This window comes from Ferrimonas sp. SCSIO 43195 (assembly GCF_023716685.1).
Classification (GTDB): domain Bacteria; phylum Pseudomonadota; class Gammaproteobacteria; order Enterobacterales; family Shewanellaceae; genus Ferrimonas; species Ferrimonas kyonanensis.
Map to the genome: position 1 here is coordinate 129,256 of NZ_CP072679.1, position 20,975 is coordinate 150,230.

At 57.3% G+C, this 20,975-nt stretch carries 19 protein-coding genes; 6 read left to right on the top strand and 13 right to left on the bottom strand.

Annotation, left to right across the window (positions count from 1 at the left end; genetic code table 11):
• Positions 1-59: 59 nt before the first annotated feature.
• The 5 genes from J8Z22_RS00575 to J8Z22_RS00595 all read right to left on the bottom strand — a co-directional run bounded on the left by J8Z22_RS00575 (position 60) and on the right by J8Z22_RS00595 (position 7,390).
• Positions 60-704: a DMSO/selenate family reductase complex B subunit gene (locus tag J8Z22_RS00575; RefSeq protein WP_252008334.1), complete on the bottom strand. Its 645-nt coding sequence runs from the start codon at positions 702-704 to the stop codon at positions 60-62.
• Between the two features lie 10 nt (positions 705-714).
• Entirely contained in the window at positions 715-3,327 is a 2,613-nt protein-coding gene (locus J8Z22_RS00580) for a molybdopterin-dependent oxidoreductase (RefSeq protein ID WP_252008335.1), read from the bottom strand.
• Between the two features lie 9 nt (positions 3,328-3,336).
• Positions 3,337-5,034 (bottom strand): MtrB/PioB family outer membrane beta-barrel protein, encoded by a 1,698-nt coding sequence (locus J8Z22_RS00585; protein ID WP_252008336.1) that lies wholly within the window; start codon positions 5,032-5,034, stop codon positions 3,337-3,339.
• A gap of 8 nt (positions 5,035-5,042) precedes the next feature.
• Complete coding sequence (locus tag J8Z22_RS00590) at positions 5,043-5,699, bottom strand: cytochrome c3 family protein (protein WP_305881809.1); 657 nt, start codon at positions 5,697-5,699, stop codon at positions 5,043-5,045.
• Positions 5,700-6,382: 683 nt separating this feature from the next.
• Positions 6,383-7,390, bottom strand: coding sequence for an adenosine deaminase (locus tag J8Z22_RS00595; protein ID WP_252008338.1), 1,008 nt, complete (start codon positions 7,388-7,390; stop codon positions 6,383-6,385).
• Positions 7,391-7,518: 128 nt separating this feature from the next.
• Between J8Z22_RS00595 and J8Z22_RS00600 the strand changes: the two genes are divergently transcribed.
• Positions 7,519-8,478 (top strand): hypothetical protein, encoded by a 960-nt coding sequence (locus J8Z22_RS00600; RefSeq protein ID WP_252008339.1) that lies wholly within the window; start codon positions 7,519-7,521, stop codon positions 8,476-8,478.
• Here J8Z22_RS00600 and J8Z22_RS00605 read toward each other — a convergent pair whose 3' ends face one another.
• The 3 genes from J8Z22_RS00605 to J8Z22_RS00615 all read right to left on the bottom strand — a co-directional run bounded on the left by J8Z22_RS00605 (position 8,479) and on the right by J8Z22_RS00615 (position 12,127).
• A complete protein-coding gene (locus J8Z22_RS00605) occupies positions 8,479-10,512 on the bottom strand; it encodes a methyl-accepting chemotaxis protein (RefSeq protein ID WP_252008340.1) in 2,034 nt (677 codons plus the stop codon). It abuts the gene before it with no gap.
• Positions 10,513-11,078: 566 nt separating this feature from the next.
• Positions 11,079-11,735, bottom strand: coding sequence for a hypothetical protein (locus J8Z22_RS00610; protein WP_252008341.1), 657 nt, complete (start codon positions 11,733-11,735; stop codon positions 11,079-11,081).
• A 194-nt stretch (positions 11,736-11,929) separates the two neighbouring features.
• Positions 11,930-12,127: a hypothetical protein gene (locus J8Z22_RS00615; protein ID WP_252008342.1), complete on the bottom strand. Its 198-nt coding sequence runs from the start codon at positions 12,125-12,127 to the stop codon at positions 11,930-11,932.
• A gap of 138 nt (positions 12,128-12,265) precedes the next feature.
• Between J8Z22_RS00615 and J8Z22_RS00620 the strand changes: the two genes are divergently transcribed.
• Positions 12,266-12,910: a hypothetical protein gene (locus J8Z22_RS00620; RefSeq protein WP_252008343.1), complete on the top strand. Its 645-nt coding sequence runs from the start codon at positions 12,266-12,268 to the stop codon at positions 12,908-12,910.
• Positions 12,911-13,116: 206 nt separating this feature from the next.
• On the opposite strand, the gene J8Z22_RS00625 is transcribed toward J8Z22_RS00620, so the two are convergent.
• On the bottom strand, positions 13,117-13,980 hold the full coding sequence (locus J8Z22_RS00625; protein ID WP_028112602.1) for a YicC/YloC family endoribonuclease: 864 nt from the start codon (positions 13,978-13,980) through the stop codon (positions 13,117-13,119).
• 185 nt (positions 13,981-14,165) lie between these two features.
• Positions 14,166-15,797, bottom strand: coding sequence for a mechanosensitive ion channel family protein (locus J8Z22_RS00630; RefSeq protein WP_252008344.1), 1,632 nt, complete (start codon positions 15,795-15,797; stop codon positions 14,166-14,168).
• Positions 15,798-15,999: 202 nt separating this feature from the next.
• Between J8Z22_RS00630 and rph the strand changes: the two genes are divergently transcribed.
• A complete protein-coding gene (rph, locus tag J8Z22_RS00635; RefSeq protein WP_028112603.1) occupies positions 16,000-16,719 on the top strand; it encodes a ribonuclease PH in 720 nt (239 codons plus the stop codon).
• 67 nt (positions 16,720-16,786) lie between these two features.
• Entirely contained in the window at positions 16,787-17,428 is a 642-nt protein-coding gene (gene pyrE, locus J8Z22_RS00640; RefSeq protein ID WP_028112604.1) for an orotate phosphoribosyltransferase, read from the top strand.
• Between the two features lie 122 nt (positions 17,429-17,550).
• Here the strand turns inward: pyrE and slmA are convergent, their stop codons facing one another.
• Genes slmA through coaBC form a run of 3 tightly spaced genes read right to left on the bottom strand, consistent with a single transcriptional unit; the run spans position 17,551 to position 19,834 of the window.
• Positions 17,551-18,144 (bottom strand): nucleoid occlusion factor SlmA, encoded by a 594-nt coding sequence (gene slmA / locus J8Z22_RS00645; RefSeq protein WP_028112605.1) that lies wholly within the window; start codon positions 18,142-18,144, stop codon positions 17,551-17,553.
• Positions 18,145-18,160: 16 nt separating this feature from the next.
• Positions 18,161-18,619: a dUTP diphosphatase gene (gene dut / locus J8Z22_RS00650; protein WP_028112606.1), complete on the bottom strand. Its 459-nt coding sequence runs from the start codon at positions 18,617-18,619 to the stop codon at positions 18,161-18,163.
• A 9-nt stretch (positions 18,620-18,628) separates the two neighbouring features.
• Positions 18,629-19,834: a bifunctional phosphopantothenoylcysteine decarboxylase/phosphopantothenate--cysteine ligase CoaBC gene (coaBC, locus tag J8Z22_RS00655; RefSeq protein WP_028112607.1), complete on the bottom strand. Its 1,206-nt coding sequence runs from the start codon at positions 19,832-19,834 to the stop codon at positions 18,629-18,631.
• Between the two features lie 108 nt (positions 19,835-19,942).
• Between coaBC and radC the strand changes: the two genes are divergently transcribed.
• The gene (gene radC, locus J8Z22_RS00660; RefSeq protein ID WP_252008345.1) at positions 19,943-20,617 is read left to right on the top strand and encodes a DNA repair protein RadC; all 675 of its coding nucleotides are present in this window, start codon (positions 19,943-19,945) and stop codon (positions 20,615-20,617) included.
• A gap of 114 nt (positions 20,618-20,731) precedes the next feature.
• On the top strand, positions 20,732-20,968 hold the full coding sequence (rpmB, locus tag J8Z22_RS00665; protein WP_028112609.1) for a 50S ribosomal protein L28: 237 nt from the start codon (positions 20,732-20,734) through the stop codon (positions 20,966-20,968).
• Positions 20,969-20,975 lie beyond the last annotated feature (7 nt).

The window sequence follows — 20,975 nt, forward strand, 5'->3', positions numbered from 1 at the left end:
TCGGTGTAATGGTGTGGTGTTTATGGGTGTCGTTTCTAAACGGGTATTTGGCTTCATTGTTAAAGCTCGCGAATGTTGATGACCTTGCCGGCGGTTGAGCCCACGGGCTGGTGATTGGGGCTAAGGCGAATCAACAGGTTGGGTTTGGTCTGCGATGGACTTGGCAGCGGCGCACAATGGCTGGCGCCGACCAGGCCGCCATATTTGGCCTGCAGATCTGAGACCCGGCCAAAGTCCAGAGCCCGTTGTGAGCATGCCTGAACGCACAGGGGCGGCAGGTTATAGGCCAGTCGCTCCGCACAGCCATCGCACTTGGTCATCACCTGTTGGCTGACCTCCAGTTGTGGCGCATCGTAGGGGCATGCTTCTGCACAACTGGCGCATCCGATACAGATGTCGCTGTGAATGGCGACCAATCCATCGGTGCGTTTGTGCATCGCCCCGGTGGGGCATGCTTTGGTGCAGGCCGGTTCGTCGCAGTGGTTGCAGCTTACCGATAGGTAATAGGCGAAGGCGGATTGGTGCATGACCCCATCGGCAGATTGGGAAAAGGTGCCTCCGGCGTATTCATAGACGCGGCGAAAGTGACGATCCAAAGAGAGCGAACGTCCGTCTTTGCACGCGATCTGGCAGCCTTTGCAGCCGTTGCAGCGGGAGGCATCGAAGTAAAACGCGTAGTTGGTGTTTTGGTTAAGTTCAGCCATCTGGAAGCCCTTACGCCTTGGAAATATTGACTTTGACCGTGTTCATTGGGTTGCCCTTGGCAAGCGGTGAGCACTGCTGTCGAGTGAGAGTATTGGCGCAGCCGCCAACGTCTTTGCCCGCCACCATCTGGTGCCAGGCCCCCTGGCCGATGGCGACCACCCCCATGGCAATTCTGGGCGTGAGCTTGGCTGTAACCTGTATGGTGCCCCGCCGGCTGCTGACATCGATTCGGTCACCGTCGCGGACACCCTGCTGGCTGGCATCAACCGGGTTGATCCACAGCGCATCCTCATACACTTTTCTCAGTGTCGGGCAGTTATGGAAGGTGGAGTGGGCGCGGCCTTTGGTGTGGTAATTCACCAGCTGCAGCGGGTAGCCGGCATCCGTTTGTTCGAAGCCTTCCCAGGTAGTGAAATACTTGGGTAGCGCGGTGATGCCGCCATCCGGGTAGGAGGGGTCGCGATCCCAGCCGTCTTCAGAAGCGATCCAGGCCAGTTTCGGTGAGTAGGTCTCTACCAGCCCGGAGGGTGTGGAGCAGGCGACCATCCCTTTACGGGGGTTAAACTCCTTTTCCATGCCGATGGTGGGCTCGTCAAAGGCGTGAGTGAATACATAGCCGTGCTGCTCATGATCGGACCAGTGTGGCAGCGTGGGATCGCCCATGGGGCCGTTAATGGCTTCGTCGATGAAGGTTTTGGTCATCGCCTCTTGCGTGCGCCCTTTCGAGGCGAACCCGGATAAGCCAAACTGATCCGCCAGCATGACCATGAATTCAAAGGCTGGCTTACAGTCTCCTTCCGGTTCGATGCTGGGGACGGTATAGACGGTGGCATTGTCGGAGCAGATGAAATCGAATCGCTCTGTCCAGGTGGTGTCGGGGATGATGATGTCGGCCCACTGTGCCGTGGGCGTCATCTGAGTGTCGATAACCACGTGCATATCCAGGCCGGGTTCGGTGGGATCACCGGAGCGACTGGGATCGATGCTGAGGATTCGCTTAACTTCGTTAATGTCACCGTGCTGATTAACGGTGTTGCCGGCGATGGTCATCAGGAATTTGATGTTGGTGCCGTAGGTTTCATCTTTAGAGCGGTCTTTCAGGTCGTAGTCCAGACCTTTGACACCATCACTGCGATAGGTCATCTCATGACCACGCTCCATGGCTTCATAAGTCTTGTAGGTCGGAATGCTGGCTTTTACACCCGCCGGTGGCGCGGTACCACCGATAAAGCCGGGAATGGTCGGATCGGACCAGAAAGCCATGGGGATCATGGCGGCGCCCGGTCCGGCGGCGGCGACCATGGGCAGATCGCCGTTGTTGGTGCCGCGACGACCAATGGCGTTGAGCAGGACCGGCAGGGTGTAGATCTGCCGCATTACCTGTTCGCCGCAGGCGCTGCGTTGAACGCCCTGACCAGAACAGATGAAGGGAGCGTCTGCGGCCAGCAAATCCTCAGCGACGGCTCGAATCCTGTCTGCAGGAATGCCACAGATTGAAGCGGCCCATTCAGGCGTCTTTGCCTGACCGTCATGGGTTCCCATGATGTGATCAAACAGGTTGTCTTCCGGTTGAATGTAGTCTTTGAATTCATAGTTGCCGTCGCCGTCCTTGAGCTGGTCGGCATAGGCTTCCAATGAGGCTTTGGTCAGGCCGAGGATGACGGCGTTGGCCCAGTTTCCGCGAGGATCGGCGAAGTGATTCGCTTGCTCATCATATTGATAAGCAATCAGTATCTCGTGAAATAACGCTTCGATGAAGGCGCCGTCTGTGCCTGGGCGAATGCCCAGCCAGTCATCTTCACGTCCCAGACAACTGTCGGTGTAGCGGGGATCGACGTAAACAAAGCGAGCATCGTTGCGTTCCAGTGTCTGGCTGAAATGATGGCCTTCACCGCCCCCGGTCATAAAGATCTCCAGGGGGTTGTAACCAAAGGAGAGAATGTAGTCGGAGTGCATCATCTCGGTAACGGAGGACGATCCGGTTCCCTGGCCGTAAACCAGGTTCTTAGTGCCATCACCAAAGGTGTAGGGGATGGCCTGCTCCTTCATGCTGGCAGAGTAGTAGCCGTAGGTTTTCTGAAACCCGCCTAGCATGTTCAACAACCGCACATGGGGACCCATAAGGGGGTAGGAAGAGTGGGCCGATCCGGATCCATTGCCCAGCATCAAGGCGCGGTTGCCATACAACTCGATGGTCTGTTGGATGGATTGCGCCACTTCTCTGGCGGCTTGGTCCCAGCTGATCTCTTTGAATTGACCCGAGCCTCTGGGGCCGGTTCGTTTCAGCGGCGTTTTCAGTCGTTGAGGTGAGTACACCAGCTCTTTCAGCATCAGGCCTTTTGCACAGGCCTTATTGTGAATGAAGCCGGTGTTAAAATTGTCGTCGCCCTCGGTATGAGGTTCTACTCGGACAATTTTTCCCTCTTTGGTAATCACCTTCAGTGGGCACCAGGCCCAGCAGTTACCCTGGCACTGGGCCCAGGCGAAGGACTCCCCTGTGGTCGGGTTGGTCAGTGGCGGCTCAACAGGCTGGGCCTCATCGGCCGAATCAGAGCTACAGCCGGTTACGCTGGCAGCTGCGGCCGTTGCTGCACTGACTTTTAAAAAGTCGCGACGTTTCATAGTTGTCCCTTACAGCTTGATGGATAGATACACACCAACTTTGTGGTCGATGTAGTTTTGATTGAGATCTGCCAATGAGTTGATGAAGTCCACTTTCTGATTGGCGAAGTCGGTGTCGTAGTAGCGTTCATAGGTGTAGCTGAGGCGACCGCTGAAGCGTTCGCTGAACCGGTGTTGCAGATAGGTTTCCACCCGATGGGTGTAGTGGTAGTCGTCCTCGGGATCGATTTGTTCGATAAGGGTATCGCTGCCGGAGTAGGCAAAGTGGTAGTCCAAACCGGCGTCAAGTCGTTCGGTCAGTTCCGCCATCTCTAGGCCGAAGCCGGCGTAGCGGTATTCCTGTTCCACCTCGGTATTGTGTTGTTCGGTGCTGTCGACCTGTTGATGGCCGGCGAAGGCGGTCAGGGTCAGTTGCTGTCCCAGCAGGTAGTACCCCTCAAGATTGAGGTGACGTTCCTGGGCGTGTTGCAGGGCGGCGTCATGCTCGTAGTCGTCTTCGGCCCATACCAGGGTCAGGCTGAGTCCAGACACAGTGCCGGCGTATCCCAGTCCGGCTTCTGCCGCTAATCGATCCCGGTTCGCCAGGTAATAGGGGCGGTAGCGGTTGTCGTCAATACGGTATTGAGAACCGCTGCGGTCGCTGTCGCTGAGCTTCAGGTGTCCTTTGAGTTGCTGGTTGTGGTAATCGAGACGACCAAACCACTCGGTCTCTTCGGTCTGTTCACGTTCGGTATGGGTCCGTTGGCGATCGTTTTGTTCCATGCCAGCGCTTAGGGCCAGTTGACTCCAGCGATAGCTGAGTTCGGCGCCGTATCGGGTTTTTTCGGTGTCGATGGGTTGGTTTACCCCGTCAAAGAACGGGTAACTGCCGCTGACGTTGTCTCTCTCCGAATAGCGATAGAAGGCACTCAGTCGCGCCGATCCCAGCCTGGAGGTGAGGCGCAGGTTGTAGTCCAGCGTTTCTACCTCGCCATCGAAGTGGGTGATGGGCACCAGGTTGTTTTCCTGAACGATGGCCTCATCCTGAATCATCTTGCCGCTGGAGGCGCCGACGCTAAGGCGGGTACCCAGAGCGGTTAACCCCGCCTGAATGCTGGCTTGCTGGGCGCGGTTGTCGGCATCGATGCCCGCGTTGTCTTCAAAGCGAGATTCAAAGGCGGAGACGCCCAGGTGCCAGGCATTGCCATTGAGCTGGATGCCGGCATTGATCTTCTGGGTGGTGTGATCGATGCGCTCAAGGTAGTTGCTGGGTACTCCCTCTTTTCGGGAACTGACTCTTTGGCCGTTCTTGTCCTCGCTGTTGCCTTCGACATAGGCGGAGAGCCAATCCGAGCGGTAGCGGATGGCGGCGTCGATGCGATCGCGCTCGGCACCGATGTTGTTGTCGTCCAGACTCCAAAGGTTGCGGTAGTCCAGGGTCAACGCCAGGGCACCCATTTGAGTGGCGGCACTCAGAGCGCCATTGTCGGCGCCGGCCCGGTCGGCAACCACCTGTCCTTGTTGGCCAAGGAGGTGGCCGCTGAGGCCGTATTGGTCATCCAGATGGGTGGATTGCTCGGTCAGCAACGTCAGTGCGTTATCCCCTTGAGGCAGCCGGCATTGGTTGCAGGCATAGTCGCGCTCAATGTGAGACGGGACGGTGAAATCGCCGGCTTGCGCCAACAGTGGCAGCAGCGCTGCAGTCACCATGGTGAGTTGTGTTTTCATGGATGCTCCTATTTCTCGAACAGGTGACCGGATGGGTGATTGGAACCGTGAATTTTCGGGTGGCAGTTCAAACAAGACTGGCCAAGGGTGAAGCCATCTAACTCTTTATGGATGTCGCCGGGATGCCCGGTCTCACTGTGGCAGCGCTGGCATAACTGGGGGGCTCGGCTGTTGAGCAGGTTGTCGTTGACTGAGCCGTGAGGCGCATGGCAACTGGTGCAGTCTTCGGTTACCGGCGCATGTTCCCAAAGGGTGGGGCCGCGTTTTTCGGCATGACATTGGTAGCAGTTGTCGTTGATGGCCAGAGGTTGCTCTTGATGCGGGTTGTGGCAGTCACTGCACGCCAGGGTGTCGAGGTGCGTTGAGCGCTTCAGGCGATCCGCACTCTGCTGACGGTGACATTGCTGACAGTCGGCTGAGCGTCGTTGTGGCTGATGGATGCTGTGACAATCGGTGCAGGCCTGGTTGTGATCCGGTGTGTGTTGTCGGCTGTGGCAGGAGCTGCACACGCTGTTACGGCCGGCGATGGAGATTTCTGCGCTGAAGGTCAGCATGGGTTCGTTGTTTCCCCGGTGTTTGCCTTGAGGTCCGTGACAGGTTTCGCATTGCAGTCCGGTCATTGGCCCTTGATCGAGTGAGCCGTGTTTGGTTTGAAACAGTGCCATTACGGCGGGATCTTTCTTGTGGCAGAGTAAACATGTGTCTGCTCCTTTCTCGGAGTAGTCCGCCTGGCTGTATTTTTCTTGTATCAGTGTCTCAACATCTGAACTGCAAAGCGCTGTGAACGCGGTAACAGATAGTGTTGTGATGAGTATTACTTTCAATGTAGTCATGATTTTCATCGCAATGCTCATGTCGGGAATCGACAGCCTCGGTGAAAGGAGAGGTTTTGATTCCGGTTTGTTTTGGGTGTTGATCGCAATGATATATACAGGTGTCTCGATTGATAGTGATCTTGATCTTATTTTTGTGGGCGCTTGATTTGGTCTTGTGGATTTGAAGGCGAGGGCAAATTTCTAACTCATCTTGCGAGCCGCCTCTTAAATAAGCTTCAGGCTATGATTGTGATCTGAGTTGTGAGTTTGGTGAGGATGTTGGTGGCTTTTTGAGAGTGTTGACAGGTGTCTATTTGTGAGTGTAGATTTGCGTCTGTTTTGGTTTGATGCACAGGAGATAAACGATTGTAAGGGCTACGGCTGCGTTACTCATCATCATCATCATCATGCAGTACTCCTTGAGCATTGCGCCGTGGTCCTGCTTTTTTTGGGCGGGGCTTGAAAGAAGACAGCCCTGAAGGTGGTATCAGGGCTGCGAGGGGAGTCAGTGGTTGGTCAAGCCTGAGCGGCCATCAATCAAAACAGGTCATCAGTTGCTGATACAGGTCAGCCTTGCGGGCGTCGGAAGCAAAACTGGCGTCGATGGCATTGGCGGTCAACTGCATCCATTGCGCCTGGGTCAGGGTCAGAGCATCTTGCACATTCTGGTAATTTTCCAGCATATAGCCACCAAAGTACGCCGGATCGTCGGAATTTAGCGTGACTTTCAAGCCGGCGTCCAACAGCTCCTTCAGGTTGTGATCGGCCATGGTATCGAAGACTCGCAGGCGTACGTTGGAGTTGGGACAGACCGTCAGAGGAATGCGTTTCTCGACCAGATGCTGCATCAGTTTTGGGTCTTCTGTGCAGGCGACGCCGTGGTCGATGCGTTCCACCTGCAGCAAGTTCAAGGCCTGCCAGATGTAATCGGCGGGCCCCTCTTCACCGGCGTGTGCCACCAGTCGATAGCCCTGGGCTCTGGCGGCGGCAAAGGCCCGTTCGAACTTCTGCGGCGGGTGGCCCACTTCAGAGGAATCGAGGCCGATGCCGGTAATTTTGTCCCGAAATGGTTGCGCCTGTTCCAGTGTGTTGAGGGCCGATTCTTCGCTGAGATGGCGCAGGAAACAGAGGATCAACTCGAAGCTGATGCCATACTGTTGTTGTCCCTGGGTAAAGCCGCGATGCAGGCCGTTGATGACGGTTGCAAAGGCAATACCGCGATCGGTGTGGGTCTGCGGGTCGAAAAAGATCTCGACGTGACGCACATTCTGCTGCTGGCAGCGCTTAAGGTAAGCCATGGCCAGATCAAAAAAGTCCTGTTCGGTTTGCAGGACATTGGCACCCTGGTAATAGAGATCCAGGAAGGATTGCAAGTTGCTGAAGTCGTAGGCCTGGCGCAGGGCATCGACAGAATCGTAGGGCAGTTCAATGCCATTACGTTGCGCCAGAGAGAACATCAATTCTGGCTCGAGAGAGCCCTCGATGTGCATATGAAGTTCGATTTTAGGAAGGGATTTCAGAAACTCGGGGGTCAGGGTCATTGGCATAATCTCGTTGTAGTCATTGTTAGGAGGTTATGCCCATCTAGTCTAACTCAATTCCCGTAATCCAGTTAGCGGGGATTGTGACAACCGTTAACTCGGTGGTATCGAACGTCAGGGAGGAATCTATGGGATGGCGAATGATTGTCGCAGCGATGATGTTGACGTCTGCCGCCGCGGGGGCGGCCATCTGCAGCGATGATATGCGGATTCAGATGCACCCGTCGATGGATCAGCGTCAGCAGTCGATGCTTAGGCAGTGGCTGGTCGAAGCCGCCCGGACCGTTTCGGATTACGGCGGTGCAGTACCGGTGCCCTGTGCCAGCATCGAGGTGATGACCGCTAACCGGGGACAGGGACCGGTGCCCTGGGCTCAGGTGATTCGCTCTGGCCAGGAGGGCATTCGGTTTTATGTGAACCTGGACTACTCCGCTGAGGCGTTTCGTCAGGACTGGACTGCGATGCACGAGTTCAGTCATCTGTTGTTGCCCTTTCCCGGTAACGATGCGCCCTGGTTCAGTGAGGGCCTGGCCAGCTATCTGCAGTACCTGCTGCTCGGGCGCGCGGGTATCCTGACTCAGGAGCAGGCGTTGTCGAGCCTGGATGGGGGATTTCGGCGCGGCAGGGCGGCGGCGAGTAAGCACAACAAAAGTTTGCGTAACCTCAGTGGCGCCATGTGGGCCAGTCGCAGCTATCAGCGGGTCTATTGGAGTGGTGCCGCCTATTTTTTTCACATCGATGTGGCACTGCGCCGGTTGCCTGCGCCGTCGTCTCTGCAGCAGGTGGTGGCCGATTTTGTGGCGTGCTGTCGGCACAGTGGTCGCAGCTGGAGTGTGCCGCAACTGATTGACCAGTTTGATCGCCTCAGCGGCACTTCACTGTTCAGTCACCATTATCGTCAGATTATTGATGACAGGGGCTTTCCCGATGTCAGCGATGCCTATGCCTGGTTGGGGATGGTGGCTGATGGCGCGTCGCTGCAGTTGTCACCAGAGCCGGAGTTGCGCCGTCGGCGCACTCAATTGGTGATGGGAGCGCCGGCAGTCAAACCGGGAGCGCGGCCGGCTGTTACCGGCCGCTGGCAGTGATCAGCTAAAAAATGCCACCTGAGTATTCAGGTTTTCTGACAGTCGCTGCAGCTCGGCGGCACTGTCGGCGGTTTGTGCCGAGGTGTCGCGGGTCATGCGGTTCAGATCGCTGACCTGGGTGGCATTGGCGGCGATCTCTTGCGACACCTGGGCTTGCTGCTCGGAGGTTGTCGCCATGCTTTCGGCCATGGATGCGATGGCGGTGATCTGGCTGGTGATGTTTCTCAGCGCACCTCCGGCGGCCTGAGCCTTGTCTTTGACGGTGACGCTGGTGCTCTGGCTGGCGTTCATCAGCGCCACGGCCGAATCGATGCGGCCCTGCAACTGGCTGATGATGGCCACCACCTCCTGCACCGAGTGTTGGGTGCGGTGCGCCAGTTGGCGAACCTCATCGGCCACCACCGCAAAGCCGCGTCCCTGCTCACCGGCCCGAGCGGCTTCAATGGCGGCATTCAGCGCCAGCAGGTTGGTTTGTTCGGCGATGGAATCGATCATATTGGTGACCGACTGAATGTTCTTGCTCTCTTCACTGACCTGATGGATGGCGTCGGTTGAGGCGTTTAACTGCTCCCCCAGATTGCCGATCTCCTGCTCCATCTCCACCACCTGGCGGGCGCCGGATTCGCTGTCGAGGTGGGCGTTACGGACGTTGTTGGCCACCGCTTCCACCTGCTCGGCGACGGCGTTGGCCGATGAGGCCATCTCTTCGATGGCAGTGGCCATCTGATCCACCTGCTGTTGCTGCTGCTCTGATTGGTTGAGGTTGTTGTTGGCGAATCTAGAGACTTCGTCGGCGGCCGCATGGGAGTGGGCACTGGTGACTTTGATGTCGCCCACCAGCTGATTCAATCGCTGCGCCATGGTACGCATATTGTGGGTCAGGTTGGTGATCTCATTACTGGAATCGGCAGGCACTTGAGGGATGTCCAGGCTGACCCGGCCTTGGCCCAGGGCGCTCATGTAACCGTTGGCCCGACTGAGGGGGCGAATGATGCGTTGCAGCGACCAGGTGACGACGGCCACGGTAAACAGGCTGGCCAGGCCGGCGACCAGGACAATCGTGGTCATTAACTGCTGAGATTCCTTGGTTACCTCGTTGATAAAGGTGCCACCGGAGATGACCCAGTTCCAACCGGAGACGGCGGCGAACACCAGGTATTTTTCACCGACGACGCCGTTGAATTCGTGCGGGTAACGCACCACGCCGGCATCGCGCTCAAACAGGTTCTGGAACGGTTTTTCCGGTGTTGCTAACTGGATGATGTTTTTGCTGAGATTGTCTTTAACCGGATGGTGCAGATAGGCCCCGCGATTGTCGGCAGCGTTGTCGAAAATAATGGTGTAGCCACTGTCTCCCCAACTGATGTTGGACAAATTCTCGAACAACGCCTGCGCGGCCTTATCCACCGGCAGTCCGACAAAGGTGGCACCGATTAATTGACCGGCGTCATTCAGCATGGGGGCGTAGTAGGTGAGGTATTGCTTGCCAAACAGGGCCACCTTGGCGTAGTAACTTTGCCGTTGTTTGAGGGCTTGATAGGCTTTACTGCTGCGGGTCAGGGCGGTGCCCACCACCCGCTGATTGTGGTCATTGGTCAGAGAAGTGGATAGGCGGATGAAGTCGCCGTCTTGCATTACAAACACGGTGGCAACGGCGCCGGTATCCTTGGTGAAGCGGTCCACCAGACGGTTGTTGCTAACGCGTTCGCCAAAGGTGGCCAGGTCGCGTACCGCTTTGCCTTTGATCATTACCGGTGTAGTGGCAACAGAGAGGCCATCCAGATATTGGTTCTGAAAGGTACTTTCCAGCACTTTGGCTTCGGTTAAGTAGCCATTAAAACTTTGCTCCAGTGTCGAGCTTAATGCTTTAACCTTGGATTCATGCTCGGTCAGAGTTTTATTGAGAAGCGTTTGATAGCTCTCTTGATATACCAGATATCCAGTGATAGAGAATGACAGAACAATCAATGTGGCGATAATCGAACACAACTGAAAGCTGATGCCTTTATTCTTAAAGTTGACCAAATTAAACATTGAATCACGATTCCAGTTCAAATGAGTTTGGAAATAAATGCCATTTCGGCGACGAATGGTGCGCTCGGGCAATCGCCGCAATCTGTGTCAGAACAGGCGGTTTCGGTGTTGAGCAACCTTCATTAGTGTTGGCAATAACATCAAACAAATCAGTTGTGTGTCAATCTGTAGCTAAATTACAAAGAATGAATTGTGACTGTCAGGTGGATTTGACGAAGAAGTTGGATCTGGATGCAGTTTGGGAAGAAATGGAGAGTGATCAGGGTGGTGATTTTAGTGGTAAATCAGATGGGTGATTAAGGGTTAATAATGAATTTTAAAGTGTTTATTTTATCCGTAAACTTTTAGGTTGATCCAGTCGCTGTTTATATGTTTCAGCTGGCTTTTTGTAAATATATACTTGCAATGACATTGGTGATGGCATGTTTTTTAGATATGGATTTAAGTAAAAGTCACTGTGTTGGCCCCAAGTCCCGGTTTGGGTGAAGGCTTGGGGCCAACTCGCGCCTTCAGTGATTGGTAAAGACACGGAAAGTGAGAAAGCGCACCCTAAGGTGCGCATACCCTCAGAATCGGTAGCCAACAGTAAACATCAGAGTGCTGAGATCCCGATCCTTGATGTTGCCGCTGGTCGCCTCGGTGGCACCGTTGTCGTTATCGTAGGCGTTCACCTGGCCCTTCATGGCGCGGTTCCCACTGTGAATGGTGTAGTGGAGGTTGAAGTTCAACCCATTGTCCAGGTAGTAGCCGACACCGACCATCGGCTTCCACACGTTGCTGCTGCTGGCGCTGAGATCGAAGCCGGCGTTGTGGTAATCCTCGTGGCCGGGGGCGGTCTGCAGGTTGAGGCCGGCGTTGATCTTACGCTTGGACAGCTCGGCACCGGCTTTCAGGGCCAGGTGGCCGCTGCCCACTTGGAACTGGTAACCCAAGTACAGCTGGTGAGCGCGGTACTTGTCCTTGGAGTAGGCGCTGGCCATGATCGGTGTCTCGTCGTTGAGATCCAGCGGGCCGGCGGTGCCGTTGGACTCCTTATCGCCGTTGTAGGCGTAGCCGAAGATGAAGTCCTTGTAGGCACCCTCAAGGCCCAGGGCCACCTGGCTGCCGAACTCCTTGTTGTGCGCCACACCGACCATGGGGTTGAGGGTGAAGTCCCCGGACTGGGCCAGGGCAGGCATGGCGGTGACACAGCTGAGTACGGAAGCGATTACGAATTTTTTCATTACAGTCTCTCTGATTTTCAGTGAATGGGTTCGGCTCAAGGCCGTCGTTGATGTGCCGGGTAGCATCGGTTCTCTCCCCTGGCCTGGGTCAGGCTGCTGGGGGCCGGCTTAACTTACGGGGGCCAATGCGCCAGCGACCTCCTGTCCCCGTTGAGTGGTGCCCATGGTAGGTAGGAGAGAATCACCAGACATCACTAACGGATCTGATGAGCATTGATGGCGACGTACGGTTGCCGCCGCTGCGGTTGCGACGGCTCTGGTCTGGGGGCGGTGCTGCGGTTTGCGGTGGTGGGGCGAGCATCGGAGTGTACTGCCCGGGTGGGGCGAGACTGGGTCGGGAAGCTGGTGGGGCCATCCTTGGCGTCAGAGAGTTCCTTGATACTGGTGGTCAACCGCCGCGGGGCCGCCGTTGACCGCAGATTCACTATGGCAGCTGGAGGATCACCAAGAAATCCTATGACTCCTAGAAATCAAAGATAAATTGGCGTAAAAGCAATAACATCAGACAGAAATAGGGGTTGATGGAGACGATGACGCACACCCTTTCAGCCAATGCCAAATCGGAGTTGGGCAAGTTGTTGGTGGATACGCCGGAGTTGATTGATCTGCTGGCGCTGTTGCCCAAAGAGCAGCTGCAGTCCTACCCGACGCTGCAGAAGGAGCTGATCAGCAAGCACCCCAATGTTCGCCTCTATAAGCGGGCGCTTAAGGAGGGCTACTTTTCCAAGGAGGAGTTTCGGGATCGGGTGTTCGCCCGCCTGGACATGTTTGCCTATGAGCTGGCCACCACCATGAACACCGACTATCTGATGGAGCGGATCAGCCTGCTGGTGGGGGATGAGATCGATCGCATCGACGAGCTGTCGCTGCAGGAGATGGGCACCGATGTTATCCACCGTATTCTGGGCGATCTGTCCCAACAGGTGTTTAAGCACACCGAGCCGAAGGGAGACCACCCCTTCCTGGCGGAGCGCGGCCGCATTGATCACGGTTTCTGGCGGCACGCTGACAGGGCGTTCGATGCCTTTCTGGATGGCTACACCACCCAGGCGGCCCTGGATGCCTGGTGCCAGCTGAACCTGCACACCCGCTGTCCCCAAAGCTTCATCCGCTGGCTGAAGGTACATGGGGATCCCCGCGAGCTGGCAGAGTGGCGGGAGTATGCAAAAGGGTAGGCAATCACAGTGGCCGGGAAGTGAATCTTCGTCGTCGGTGGACGTTCGACCAGGGGGTTACCCATGCCGAGCTTGACGGCCTCCAGTCGGTTGTTCGAGGCCTCCCGAGTCAACACTGAGAGCTGAAGGTTAGCGTGCTCGGTCTCTGTTCCGAGTTGAAAATGAAAAGCCCCGCATTGCGGGGCTTGGCTGATAAGGGGCGTGGCTTATTCGATGTTCTGGATCTGCTCGCGCATCTGCTCAATCAGCACCTTGAGCTCCACGGCGGCGGCGGTGATGTCGGTGCTGATGGACTTGGAGGCCAGGGTGTTGGACTCGCGGTTGAACTCCTGCATCATGAAGTCCAGGCGTCGGCCACAGGCGCCGCCCTTTTTCAGAACCTTGCGGGTTTCGGCCACGTGGGCATCGAGGCGGTCGACCTCTTCGGCGACGTCCATCTTCTGCGCCATCAGGATCATCTCCTGCTCGATGCGAGCCGGATCCAAGTCCTCTTTCACTTCGGCCAGGCGGTCGGTCAATTTCTGACGTTGCCACTCCATGATCTCCGGCATGCGGCTGCGAACGAAGGCCGCCTGCTCGGTGACGCCATCGAGGCGCTCGATGATCATCTGTTCCAGAGCCTGGCCTTCCGAGCCACGGGCTTCTAGGAAGCTGTCGACGGTGGTGTCGAATGCCTTCATCAACTCTTTGCCGATGGCATCCATGTCACGCTCGTTGGCTTCCAGCACGCCGGGCCAGCGCATCAGTTCCACCAGGTTCAACTGGCCGATGCCGGCCATGGTGTGCAGGTGCTGGGCCTTGTCGATCAACTGAGCGGCCAGTTTTTCATTCATCTGGATGCTTTCACCGGCGTTTTCTGCCAGTTCAAAGCGCAGGTTGACTTCGACCTTACCCCGGGCCAGGCGTTTGCGCAGGCGATCACGCAGCATGGGTTCCAGGGAGCGGAATTGCTCGGGCAGGCGCAGGTAGGTTTCCAGGTAGCGCTGGTTTACTGAGCGGATTTCCCAGGAGGCGTTGCCCCAGTCGGCTTTTACTTCACCGCGGGCGTACGCAGTCATGCTGTGGATCATTAGCTGATGGCCTTGTGATGTGGAGGTGCTGCGATTATACCAACCCCGGCAGGCAACGCCAAAAGCCACAGGGGATCTTTACCAACCAGACGAGGTCGTCGTCTCGGTGGCGGGCTCAGATCAACGTCGAGTGTGGTGAAAGGGCCCCTGCTTAATGCGGAAGGGGCCCTCGCGGGCGTGGTGGTTTAGGATTCGCTGGTGAGCGCCGTTTGTTGGTGGCTGAGTCGGCGCTGAGTGGCGTCGGCCAGCGAGACCTTATGCTGTTCCAGCAGCGTCAGTATGGTCAGGTTGAGCACTTCGGCGACCTCCAGGTAGACCGGGAAATCGGTGGTGGTGATGTAGCTGAGAATATTCAATTGCAGCGCCTGAGGGCCAAACTTGTGGAACCGCACCCGCACCGGCGCCTCGTCCACCTTGTCGTGGGCTTGCAGCGCCTCGGTGATGGCATCCATCAGCGGCCGCAGTTGACTGGCCTGAGTGTCGTAACGCAAGTGGATGGTGGGGCTGAAACGAATTTTCTCGCGTTCGGAGAAGTTTTCCAGTTGCAGGTCGACAAAGGTGGCGTTGGAGATGTGAATCACGGTGCGATCCAGGGTGCGGATGCGGGTGTAGCGCAGGCCAATCTCTTCGACCACCCCCATCTGGGAGCCGAAGCGGCAGAAGTTGCCGACCCTCACCGGGGTGGACATGTACAGGGTGATGGCACCGATCAGGTTCTCCACCGACTTCTGCGCCGCCAGGGCCACCGCCAGGCCACCGATGCCGAGGCCGGCGAGGATGGTGGTGGCTTTGAAGCCCAGGTTCTCCAGCCACAACAACAGGCCGGTCAGAATCACCAGGGTTTTGGCCACCGTAAACAGCGGTCGCATCAGCAGCGCGCCCTGATCTTTGCCCTTTTCCTTAAGAACCAGTATCAGGTGTTGTCGGGTCAATTCCAGTCCGGCCACCGCGACCCAGATAAAGGCAATGATCAGCAGAGTCCGGCCTTCGGCAAACGCCTGGGCTTCGATGGAAGGGCGAACCAGAGGGAAGGTCTGGCGAATCACCAGCACCAGCAGTAGCAGCCTCAGCGGGCCGCGGATGAACTTTTGCAGGTGCTGAGTGTGCTCGCCGCGGCGGCCGATGAGGGTGTTGGTCAGCCAAAACAACGGCCAGCTTATTAGGTAGGCGATCAGCAGGAACAGCAGCAGGGCCACCAGTTGCCAGCTTTGCAGACCCATCACCTCGAACACCGGCAGATGCTGGCTTAAAAACTCGCCGATGGGGCCATCGCCATGGATGCGGTACAACTCTGGAATGTAAGACAGGGTCGCGTTGGAGACCTTCCAGATGGATTCGCCGTCACCACGGGGCACCCGTTGCATATAGACACTGACTTGGCGGCGCTTCAGGGGAATTTTGCCCACCAGATCCCGGTAACTGGGCAAGCCGTCTTCTGTCAGACCGTGTTTGCTGTTGCTCATGGATTGCAGGTCGACCCAGAGGGTACGATCCAGCACCACCTTCAGCTGTCGAGCCAGTTCCGCCGAGTCTAATGCGGCCACCGCTGCCGGCAGGTTGCGGGTGTCCAGGTAGTGGCCCGCTTGCTCGAAGTCGCCGTAGCGCATGGCGTGCAGCAACCCTTCCATGGAGGAACGGGGCGAGCCGCGCTCATGTTCGTCGGCCACGGTCGGCGGCGCCGCTGGCGCCGGCTTCGAAGCGGCCTCTTCGGCCGGGGTGTCTTGTTCCATGACGTTTTTCAGCGTGGGGGTGGTTGCCTGGCTCCACAGTGGCAACAGCGCCCACATCAGCAGCAATCCATAGCCGACTCGTTTCATAGTGATGCTTTTTTGATCTGTTGGTGATTCAGTTATAACAGATATTTAGGGGGAAACAACCGGCGTATCAACGGCATGACCTCGGCGCGTGGCACCCGGTCTACGGCCCAGTGTCCGGCCGAGACCAGTGCCTTCCGGCCTCGCTTAACGGGCGCTGGATCGGTATAATGTGACCCCAAATTTTCAAGCCAAGGCTGACTCCATGCGTCCAGATAACCGCGCCCAGAACCAAACTCGTCCCATCACCATTACCCGCAACTACACCCGTTATGCGGAAGGCTCTGTGCTGGTAGAGTTTGGCCATACCAAGGTGCTGTGCAACGCCACCGTCGAAGAGGGCGTGCCCCGCTTCCTTAAGGGTAAGGGCCAGGGCTGGGTGACCGCCGAGTACAGCATGTTGCCACGGGCGACCCACAGCCGCAGTGGCCGGGAAGCGGCCCGGGGCAAACAGGGGGGCCGTACCCTGGAGATTCAGCGCCTGATTGGCCGATCATTGCGAGCGGCCATGGATCTGAAAAAACTGGGTGAGTACACCATTACCATCGATTGTGATGTGATTCAGGCGGATGGCGGCACCCGCACCGCCGCCATTTCCGGTGCCTGCGTGGCCCTGGTGGATGCCCTCAATGGCCTACAGCGTGACAAGAAGCTGACCAAGGACCCGCTCAAGTTCATGATTGCGGCGGTTTCCGTGGGCGTGGTGGATGGCCAGGCGGTGTGTGATTTGGAGTACGTGGAAGACTCCGCCGCCGAGACCGACATGAACGTGGTGATGGCGGAAGATGGTCGCATGATTGAGGTGCAAGGCACCGCCGAGGGGGAACCCTTCAGCCACGAGGAGCTCCTCGAGATGCTGGCGCTGGCCAAGTCGGGGATTGCCGACATCGTCGAAGCCCAGAAGGCGGCGCTCGCCGTCGGTTAATGATTTTTTGAAGCGACCCGGGTGGTCGCTTTTTTGTACCCACAATGAGAATAAAGGTCGGAAAACAGTGAAAGCTTACCAACGAGAATTTATTGAGTTTGCCCTGGAACGTAACGTATTGCGTTTTGGCGAGTTTACCCTGAAGTCTGGCCGTAAGAGCCCCTACTTTTTTAACGCTGGTTTGTTTAATACCGGTCGTGACCTGGCCCGGCTGGGTCGCTTCTACGCGGCGGCGCTGGCGGATTCAGGCATCGATTACGATCTGTTGTTCGGACCGGCGTACAAGGGCATTCCCATCGCCACCACCACGGCGGTGGCGCTGGCGGACCATCATGACATCGATAAGCCGTACTGCTTTAACCGCAAAGAGAAGAAAGATCATGGTGAGGGCGGCAACCTGGTGGGCTCAGAGTTGACCGGCAAGGTGATGCTGGTGGACGACGTGATCACTGCCGGTACCGCCATTCGCGAGTCGATGGAGATCATCAAGGCCCATCAGGCGTCGCTGTCCGGGGTGCTGATTGCGTTGGATCGTCAGGAGAAGGGCAAGGGCGAGTTGTCTGCCATTCAGGAAGTGGAGCGGGATTATGGCTGCAGCATCATCGCCATCGTTACCCTGGGTGACCTGATCACCTACCTGAAGGAGCAGCCTGGCCGCGAAGCCGAACTGGCCCAGGTCAGTGCCTACCGGCAGCAGTACGGCATCTGACGCCTGTTGGTATAACAACCGTTGCAAGGGCACCCCCGGGTGCCCTTTTTTATTGTCCTGTAATCACGAAAAACGGCACCTTTCGGTGCCGTTGTCGATGGTTTTGCCGCCATTCGGCGACATTAGCTTTGCAGCAGCTGTCGCTGGATAAAGGCCCATTGCTCGGAGAACCGCTCGGTGGGCATCAACTTGAATTCGCTGCGCACGTATTGGGCAATGCGGCCTTCGGCGTAGCTCAGCAGCAAGTTGGCCAGCATACCCTCTTCCAGGTAGAAGCCGGAGCTTTCCCGCAGCGCCTTCTCCCGCAAGGCTTGCTTGAGATTGGTCTCAATCTTGGCAAACAGCTGATTGATGCGCTCGCGCAGGCGTTCCTGCTCACCGATCAGGGCATCACCGGTCAGCAGGCGGGTGATGCCGGGGTTGCGCTCGGCAAAGGTCAGCAGCAGCTGCAGAATCAGCTGACAGCGGACCATGGTGTCGGTTTCCTCTTCCATGATCAGGTTGATGCGGGACAGCAACGAGTCTTCGATGAACTCGATCAGGCCTTCAAACATTCGAGCCTTGGAGGGGAAGTGGCGATACAGGGCGGCTTCCGACACCCCCACTTCGGCGGCCAGTTTGGCGATGGTGATGCGCTGGCCCGGTGAGGTTTCCAGCATCCGAGCCAGACACTGGAGTATCTGCTCACGGCGGTTGCTTTTTTGTGTGGTGGTCATGGCCTAGGGTCTTCTGTTACTTGGTACCGGAGTGGCCAAAGCCACCTTCGCCACGCTCACTGGCGTCAAAGGCGTCGACCTGGGTGAACGCCGCCTGCACTACTGGCAGGAACACCAGTTGGGCGACGCGTTCGCCGGGTTCGATCTCCACCGCGGTGTTGCTGCGGTTCCACAGGGAACACATCAGCGGGCCCTGGTAGTCGGAGTCGATCAGTCCCACCAGGTTGCCCAGAACGATGCCTTTCTTATGGCCCATGCCGGAGCGGGGCAAAATGGTGGCGGCCAGACTGGCGTCGCCAATGTGAATGGCGATGCCGGTGGGCACCAGTTGGCTCTGACCCGGTTCCAGCACCAGTGGCTGCTCCAGCATGGCGCGCAGATCCATGCCAGCGGATCCCGGGGTGGCGTATTCCGGCAAAGGCCAGTCGTTACCCAGTCGGGAGTCCAGGATTTTCAATTCGATAGGTGTTTTCATGGGTCGCTCTTATTGATTCAGTTTGTCGGCGATGGTGAGCAGCAACTGCCGGGCCTGGCTGGCCTTATCGCTGTGGCCCAGATCCTGGTGGCCGCCCTGCCAGTACAGGGTGAGGGCGTTGCTGTCGGCGTTGAACCCCTGACCGGGCTTGGAGACGTCGTTGGCGGCGATCATATCCAGTTGCTTGCGGGCCAGTTTATCCAGCGCATAACGTTCCACATCATTGGTTTCGGCGGCAAAGCCGACAGTGAATGGTCGCTTACTGTGGCTGGCTACTGTAGCAAGGATGTCCGGGTTGCGCACCATCTCAATGGTGAGGGTGTCTTTGCTCTTTTTGATTTTGTTGTCGGCGACGCTGACCGGCCGGTAATCGGCCACGGCGGCGCAGCCGATAAAGATGTGCTGTTGATCCACCTCGGCCATGACCGCATCCAGCATCTGCTGTGCCGATTGCACGTCGATGCGGGTCACGCCCGCTGGCGTCGCCAGGGACACCGGGCCACTGACCAGGGTCACGTCGGCACCCAGTTGCCTGGCTTGCTCGGCCAGGGCAAAGCCCATCTTGCCGGAGCTGTGGTTAGACAGGTAACGCACCGGATCCAGAGCCTCACGGGTGGGGCCGGCGGTAAGCAACAGTTTTTTGCCTGCCAGTGGCTTGGGGGCGGCGGCTTCGGTGGCGGCTGCCAATGACAGGGCGGTGATCTCCTCCGGCTCCGGCATTCGCCCGGGTCCCACTTCGCCGCAAGCCTGGTCGCCGCTGGCAGGACCCCACTGAGTGATGCCTCGGGCATTCAGAGTCGCCAGGTTGGCCTGAGTGGCCTGAGCCTGGTACATCACCTGATTCATGGCCGGACAGATGCGAATCGGCGCTTCGGTGGCCAGACAGATGGCGGTAATCAGTTCATCGGCCATGCCGGCTGCCAGCCGGGCCAGGAAGTTGGCGCTGGCGGGGGCGATGATGACCTCATCGGCCCAGCGGGCCAGTTCGATGTGGCCCATGCCCTGTTCGGCCGCCGGGTCGAGCAGATCGTGGGCGACCGCATGACCAGACACCGCCTGCAGCGACATCGGGGTCACAAAGGCTTTGGCGCCGCCACTCAAGACGACACGGACGTCGGCGCCGGTCTCTTTAAGACGGCGAACGATGATTGGGGCCTTGTAGGCGGCGATGCCACCGCTGATTCCCAACACAATATTTCGAGTGATTTTGCTCATGGCCATTGGTCGTTTTTCGATAATGGCGCCTAAGATAACACAGGAAGTGCCGTGGCAATCAATGACCGATGCCACACGGAGCGAGCCGGATCCACAAGGAGGTGCGTCATGGCAATACGGGATTGGCCGAAGACCGAACGACCAAGAGAACGTCTTTTGGCTCAAGGGGTTGGTGTTTTAAGCGACGCCGAGTTACTGGCGATTTTTCTTCGAACCGGCATCGCCGGTTGCAGCGCGGTGGAACTGGCACGGCAACTGCTGACGCACGCGGGCGGGTTGAATCGGTTGTTGGCGATGGATCGCCGCCAGTTTGCCGACATTCGCGGCATGGGGCCGGCAAAATACGCCCAGCTTCAGGCGGCGCTGGAGTTAGGGCGCCGCTGTCTGGGGGAGAAAAGTCAGCAGGCCGATGTCCTCACCAGCCCAGATTCGGCCCAGGAATATTTGCAGGTCAGCCTGGGTCATTTAGGGCATGAGGTGTTCGCCATGCTGTTGCTCGACAGTCAGCATCGAGTAGTCAAGCTAACGGAATTATTTCGTGGTACCATAGACGCCGCTAATGTGTACCCCCGTGAGGTGGTGAAAACGGTTCTGGCTGCCAATGCGGCAGCAGTGATACTCGCTCACAATCACCCCAGTGGCGTCAGTGAGCCCAGCCAAGCGGACCGTGCCATTACTAAACGGATACAGAATGCCTTGGCACTGATCGATGTATCGGTGCTCGATCACTTGGTCATCGGCCATGGCGAATGCTGCTCATTCGCACAAAGAGGATGGCTTTAACATCAGTTTGCTTGATCTTTGCTTCTTTATCTTGTATAAAATGCGCCCTTCGTGTGCCTCGGGCGACGGCCATACGAGGCACAATGATGCTCGAGCAATATTTTGGAGACTGAAATGTCTAAAGTATGTCAAGTTACCGGTAAGCGTCCGGTAACCGGGAACAACGTATCCCACGCAAAAAACCACACTAAGCGTCGTTTTCTGCCAAACCTGCAAACTCACCGTTTTTGGGTTGAAGATGAAAAGCGTTTCGTGAAGCTGCGCGTATCCACCAAAGGTATGCGTATCATTGATAAGAAGGGTATCGAAGTAGTTCTGAAAGAACTGCGTGCCCGCGGTGAGAAGGTTTAAGGAGATA

What these genes read in the sequence shown, in the direction of transcription:
- J8Z22_RS00625 (WP_028112602.1), bottom strand. Translation starts at nt 13,980, where the DNA reads ATGATCCACAGCATGACTGCGTACGCCCGCGGTGAAGTAAAAGCCGAC.
- J8Z22_RS00610 (WP_252008341.1), bottom strand. Translation starts at nt 11,735, where the DNA reads ATGAAAAAATTCGTAATCGCTTCCGTACTCAGCTGTGTCACCGCCATG.
- J8Z22_RS00575 (WP_252008334.1), bottom strand. Translation starts at nt 704, where the DNA reads ATGGCTGAACTTAACCAAAACACCAACTACGCGTTTTACTTCGATGCC.
- J8Z22_RS00595 (WP_252008338.1), bottom strand. Translation starts at nt 7,390, where the DNA reads ATGACCCTGACCCCCGAGTTTCTGAAATCCCTTCCTAAAATCGAACTT.
- J8Z22_RS00620 (WP_252008343.1), top strand. Translation starts at nt 12,266, where the DNA reads ATGACGCACACCCTTTCAGCCAATGCCAAATCGGAGTTGGGCAAGTTG.
- J8Z22_RS00580 (WP_252008335.1), bottom strand. Translation starts at nt 3,327, where the DNA reads ATGAAACGTCGCGACTTTTTAAAAGTCAGTGCAGCAACGGCCGCAGCT.
- rpmB (WP_028112609.1), top strand. Translation starts at nt 20,732, where the DNA reads ATGTCTAAAGTATGTCAAGTTACCGGTAAGCGTCCGGTAACCGGGAAC.
- coaBC (WP_028112607.1), bottom strand. Translation starts at nt 19,834, where the DNA reads ATGAGCAAAATCACTCGAAATATTGTGTTGGGAATCAGCGGTGGCATC.
- J8Z22_RS00630 (WP_252008344.1), bottom strand. Translation starts at nt 15,797, where the DNA reads ATGAAACGAGTCGGCTATGGATTGCTGCTGATGTGGGCGCTGTTGCCA.
- rph (WP_028112603.1), top strand. Translation starts at nt 16,000, where the DNA reads ATGCGTCCAGATAACCGCGCCCAGAACCAAACTCGTCCCATCACCATT.
- J8Z22_RS00590 (WP_305881809.1), bottom strand. Translation starts at nt 5,699, where the DNA reads ATGGCACTGTTTCAAACCAAACACGGCTCACTCGATCAAGGGCCAATG.
- J8Z22_RS00605 (WP_252008340.1), bottom strand. Translation starts at nt 10,512, where the DNA reads ATGTTTAATTTGGTCAACTTTAAGAATAAAGGCATCAGCTTTCAGTTG.
- radC (WP_252008345.1), top strand. Translation starts at nt 19,943, where the DNA reads ATGGCAATACGGGATTGGCCGAAGACCGAACGACCAAGAGAACGTCTT.
- J8Z22_RS00585 (WP_252008336.1), bottom strand. Translation starts at nt 5,034, where the DNA reads ATGAAAACACAACTCACCATGGTGACTGCAGCGCTGCTGCCACTGTTG.
- J8Z22_RS00600 (WP_252008339.1), top strand. Translation starts at nt 7,519, where the DNA reads ATGGGATGGCGAATGATTGTCGCAGCGATGATGTTGACGTCTGCCGCC.
- slmA (WP_028112605.1), bottom strand. Translation starts at nt 18,144, where the DNA reads ATGACCACCACACAAAAAAGCAACCGCCGTGAGCAGATACTCCAGTGT.
- dut (WP_028112606.1), bottom strand. Translation starts at nt 18,619, where the DNA reads ATGAAAACACCTATCGAATTGAAAATCCTGGACTCCCGACTGGGTAAC.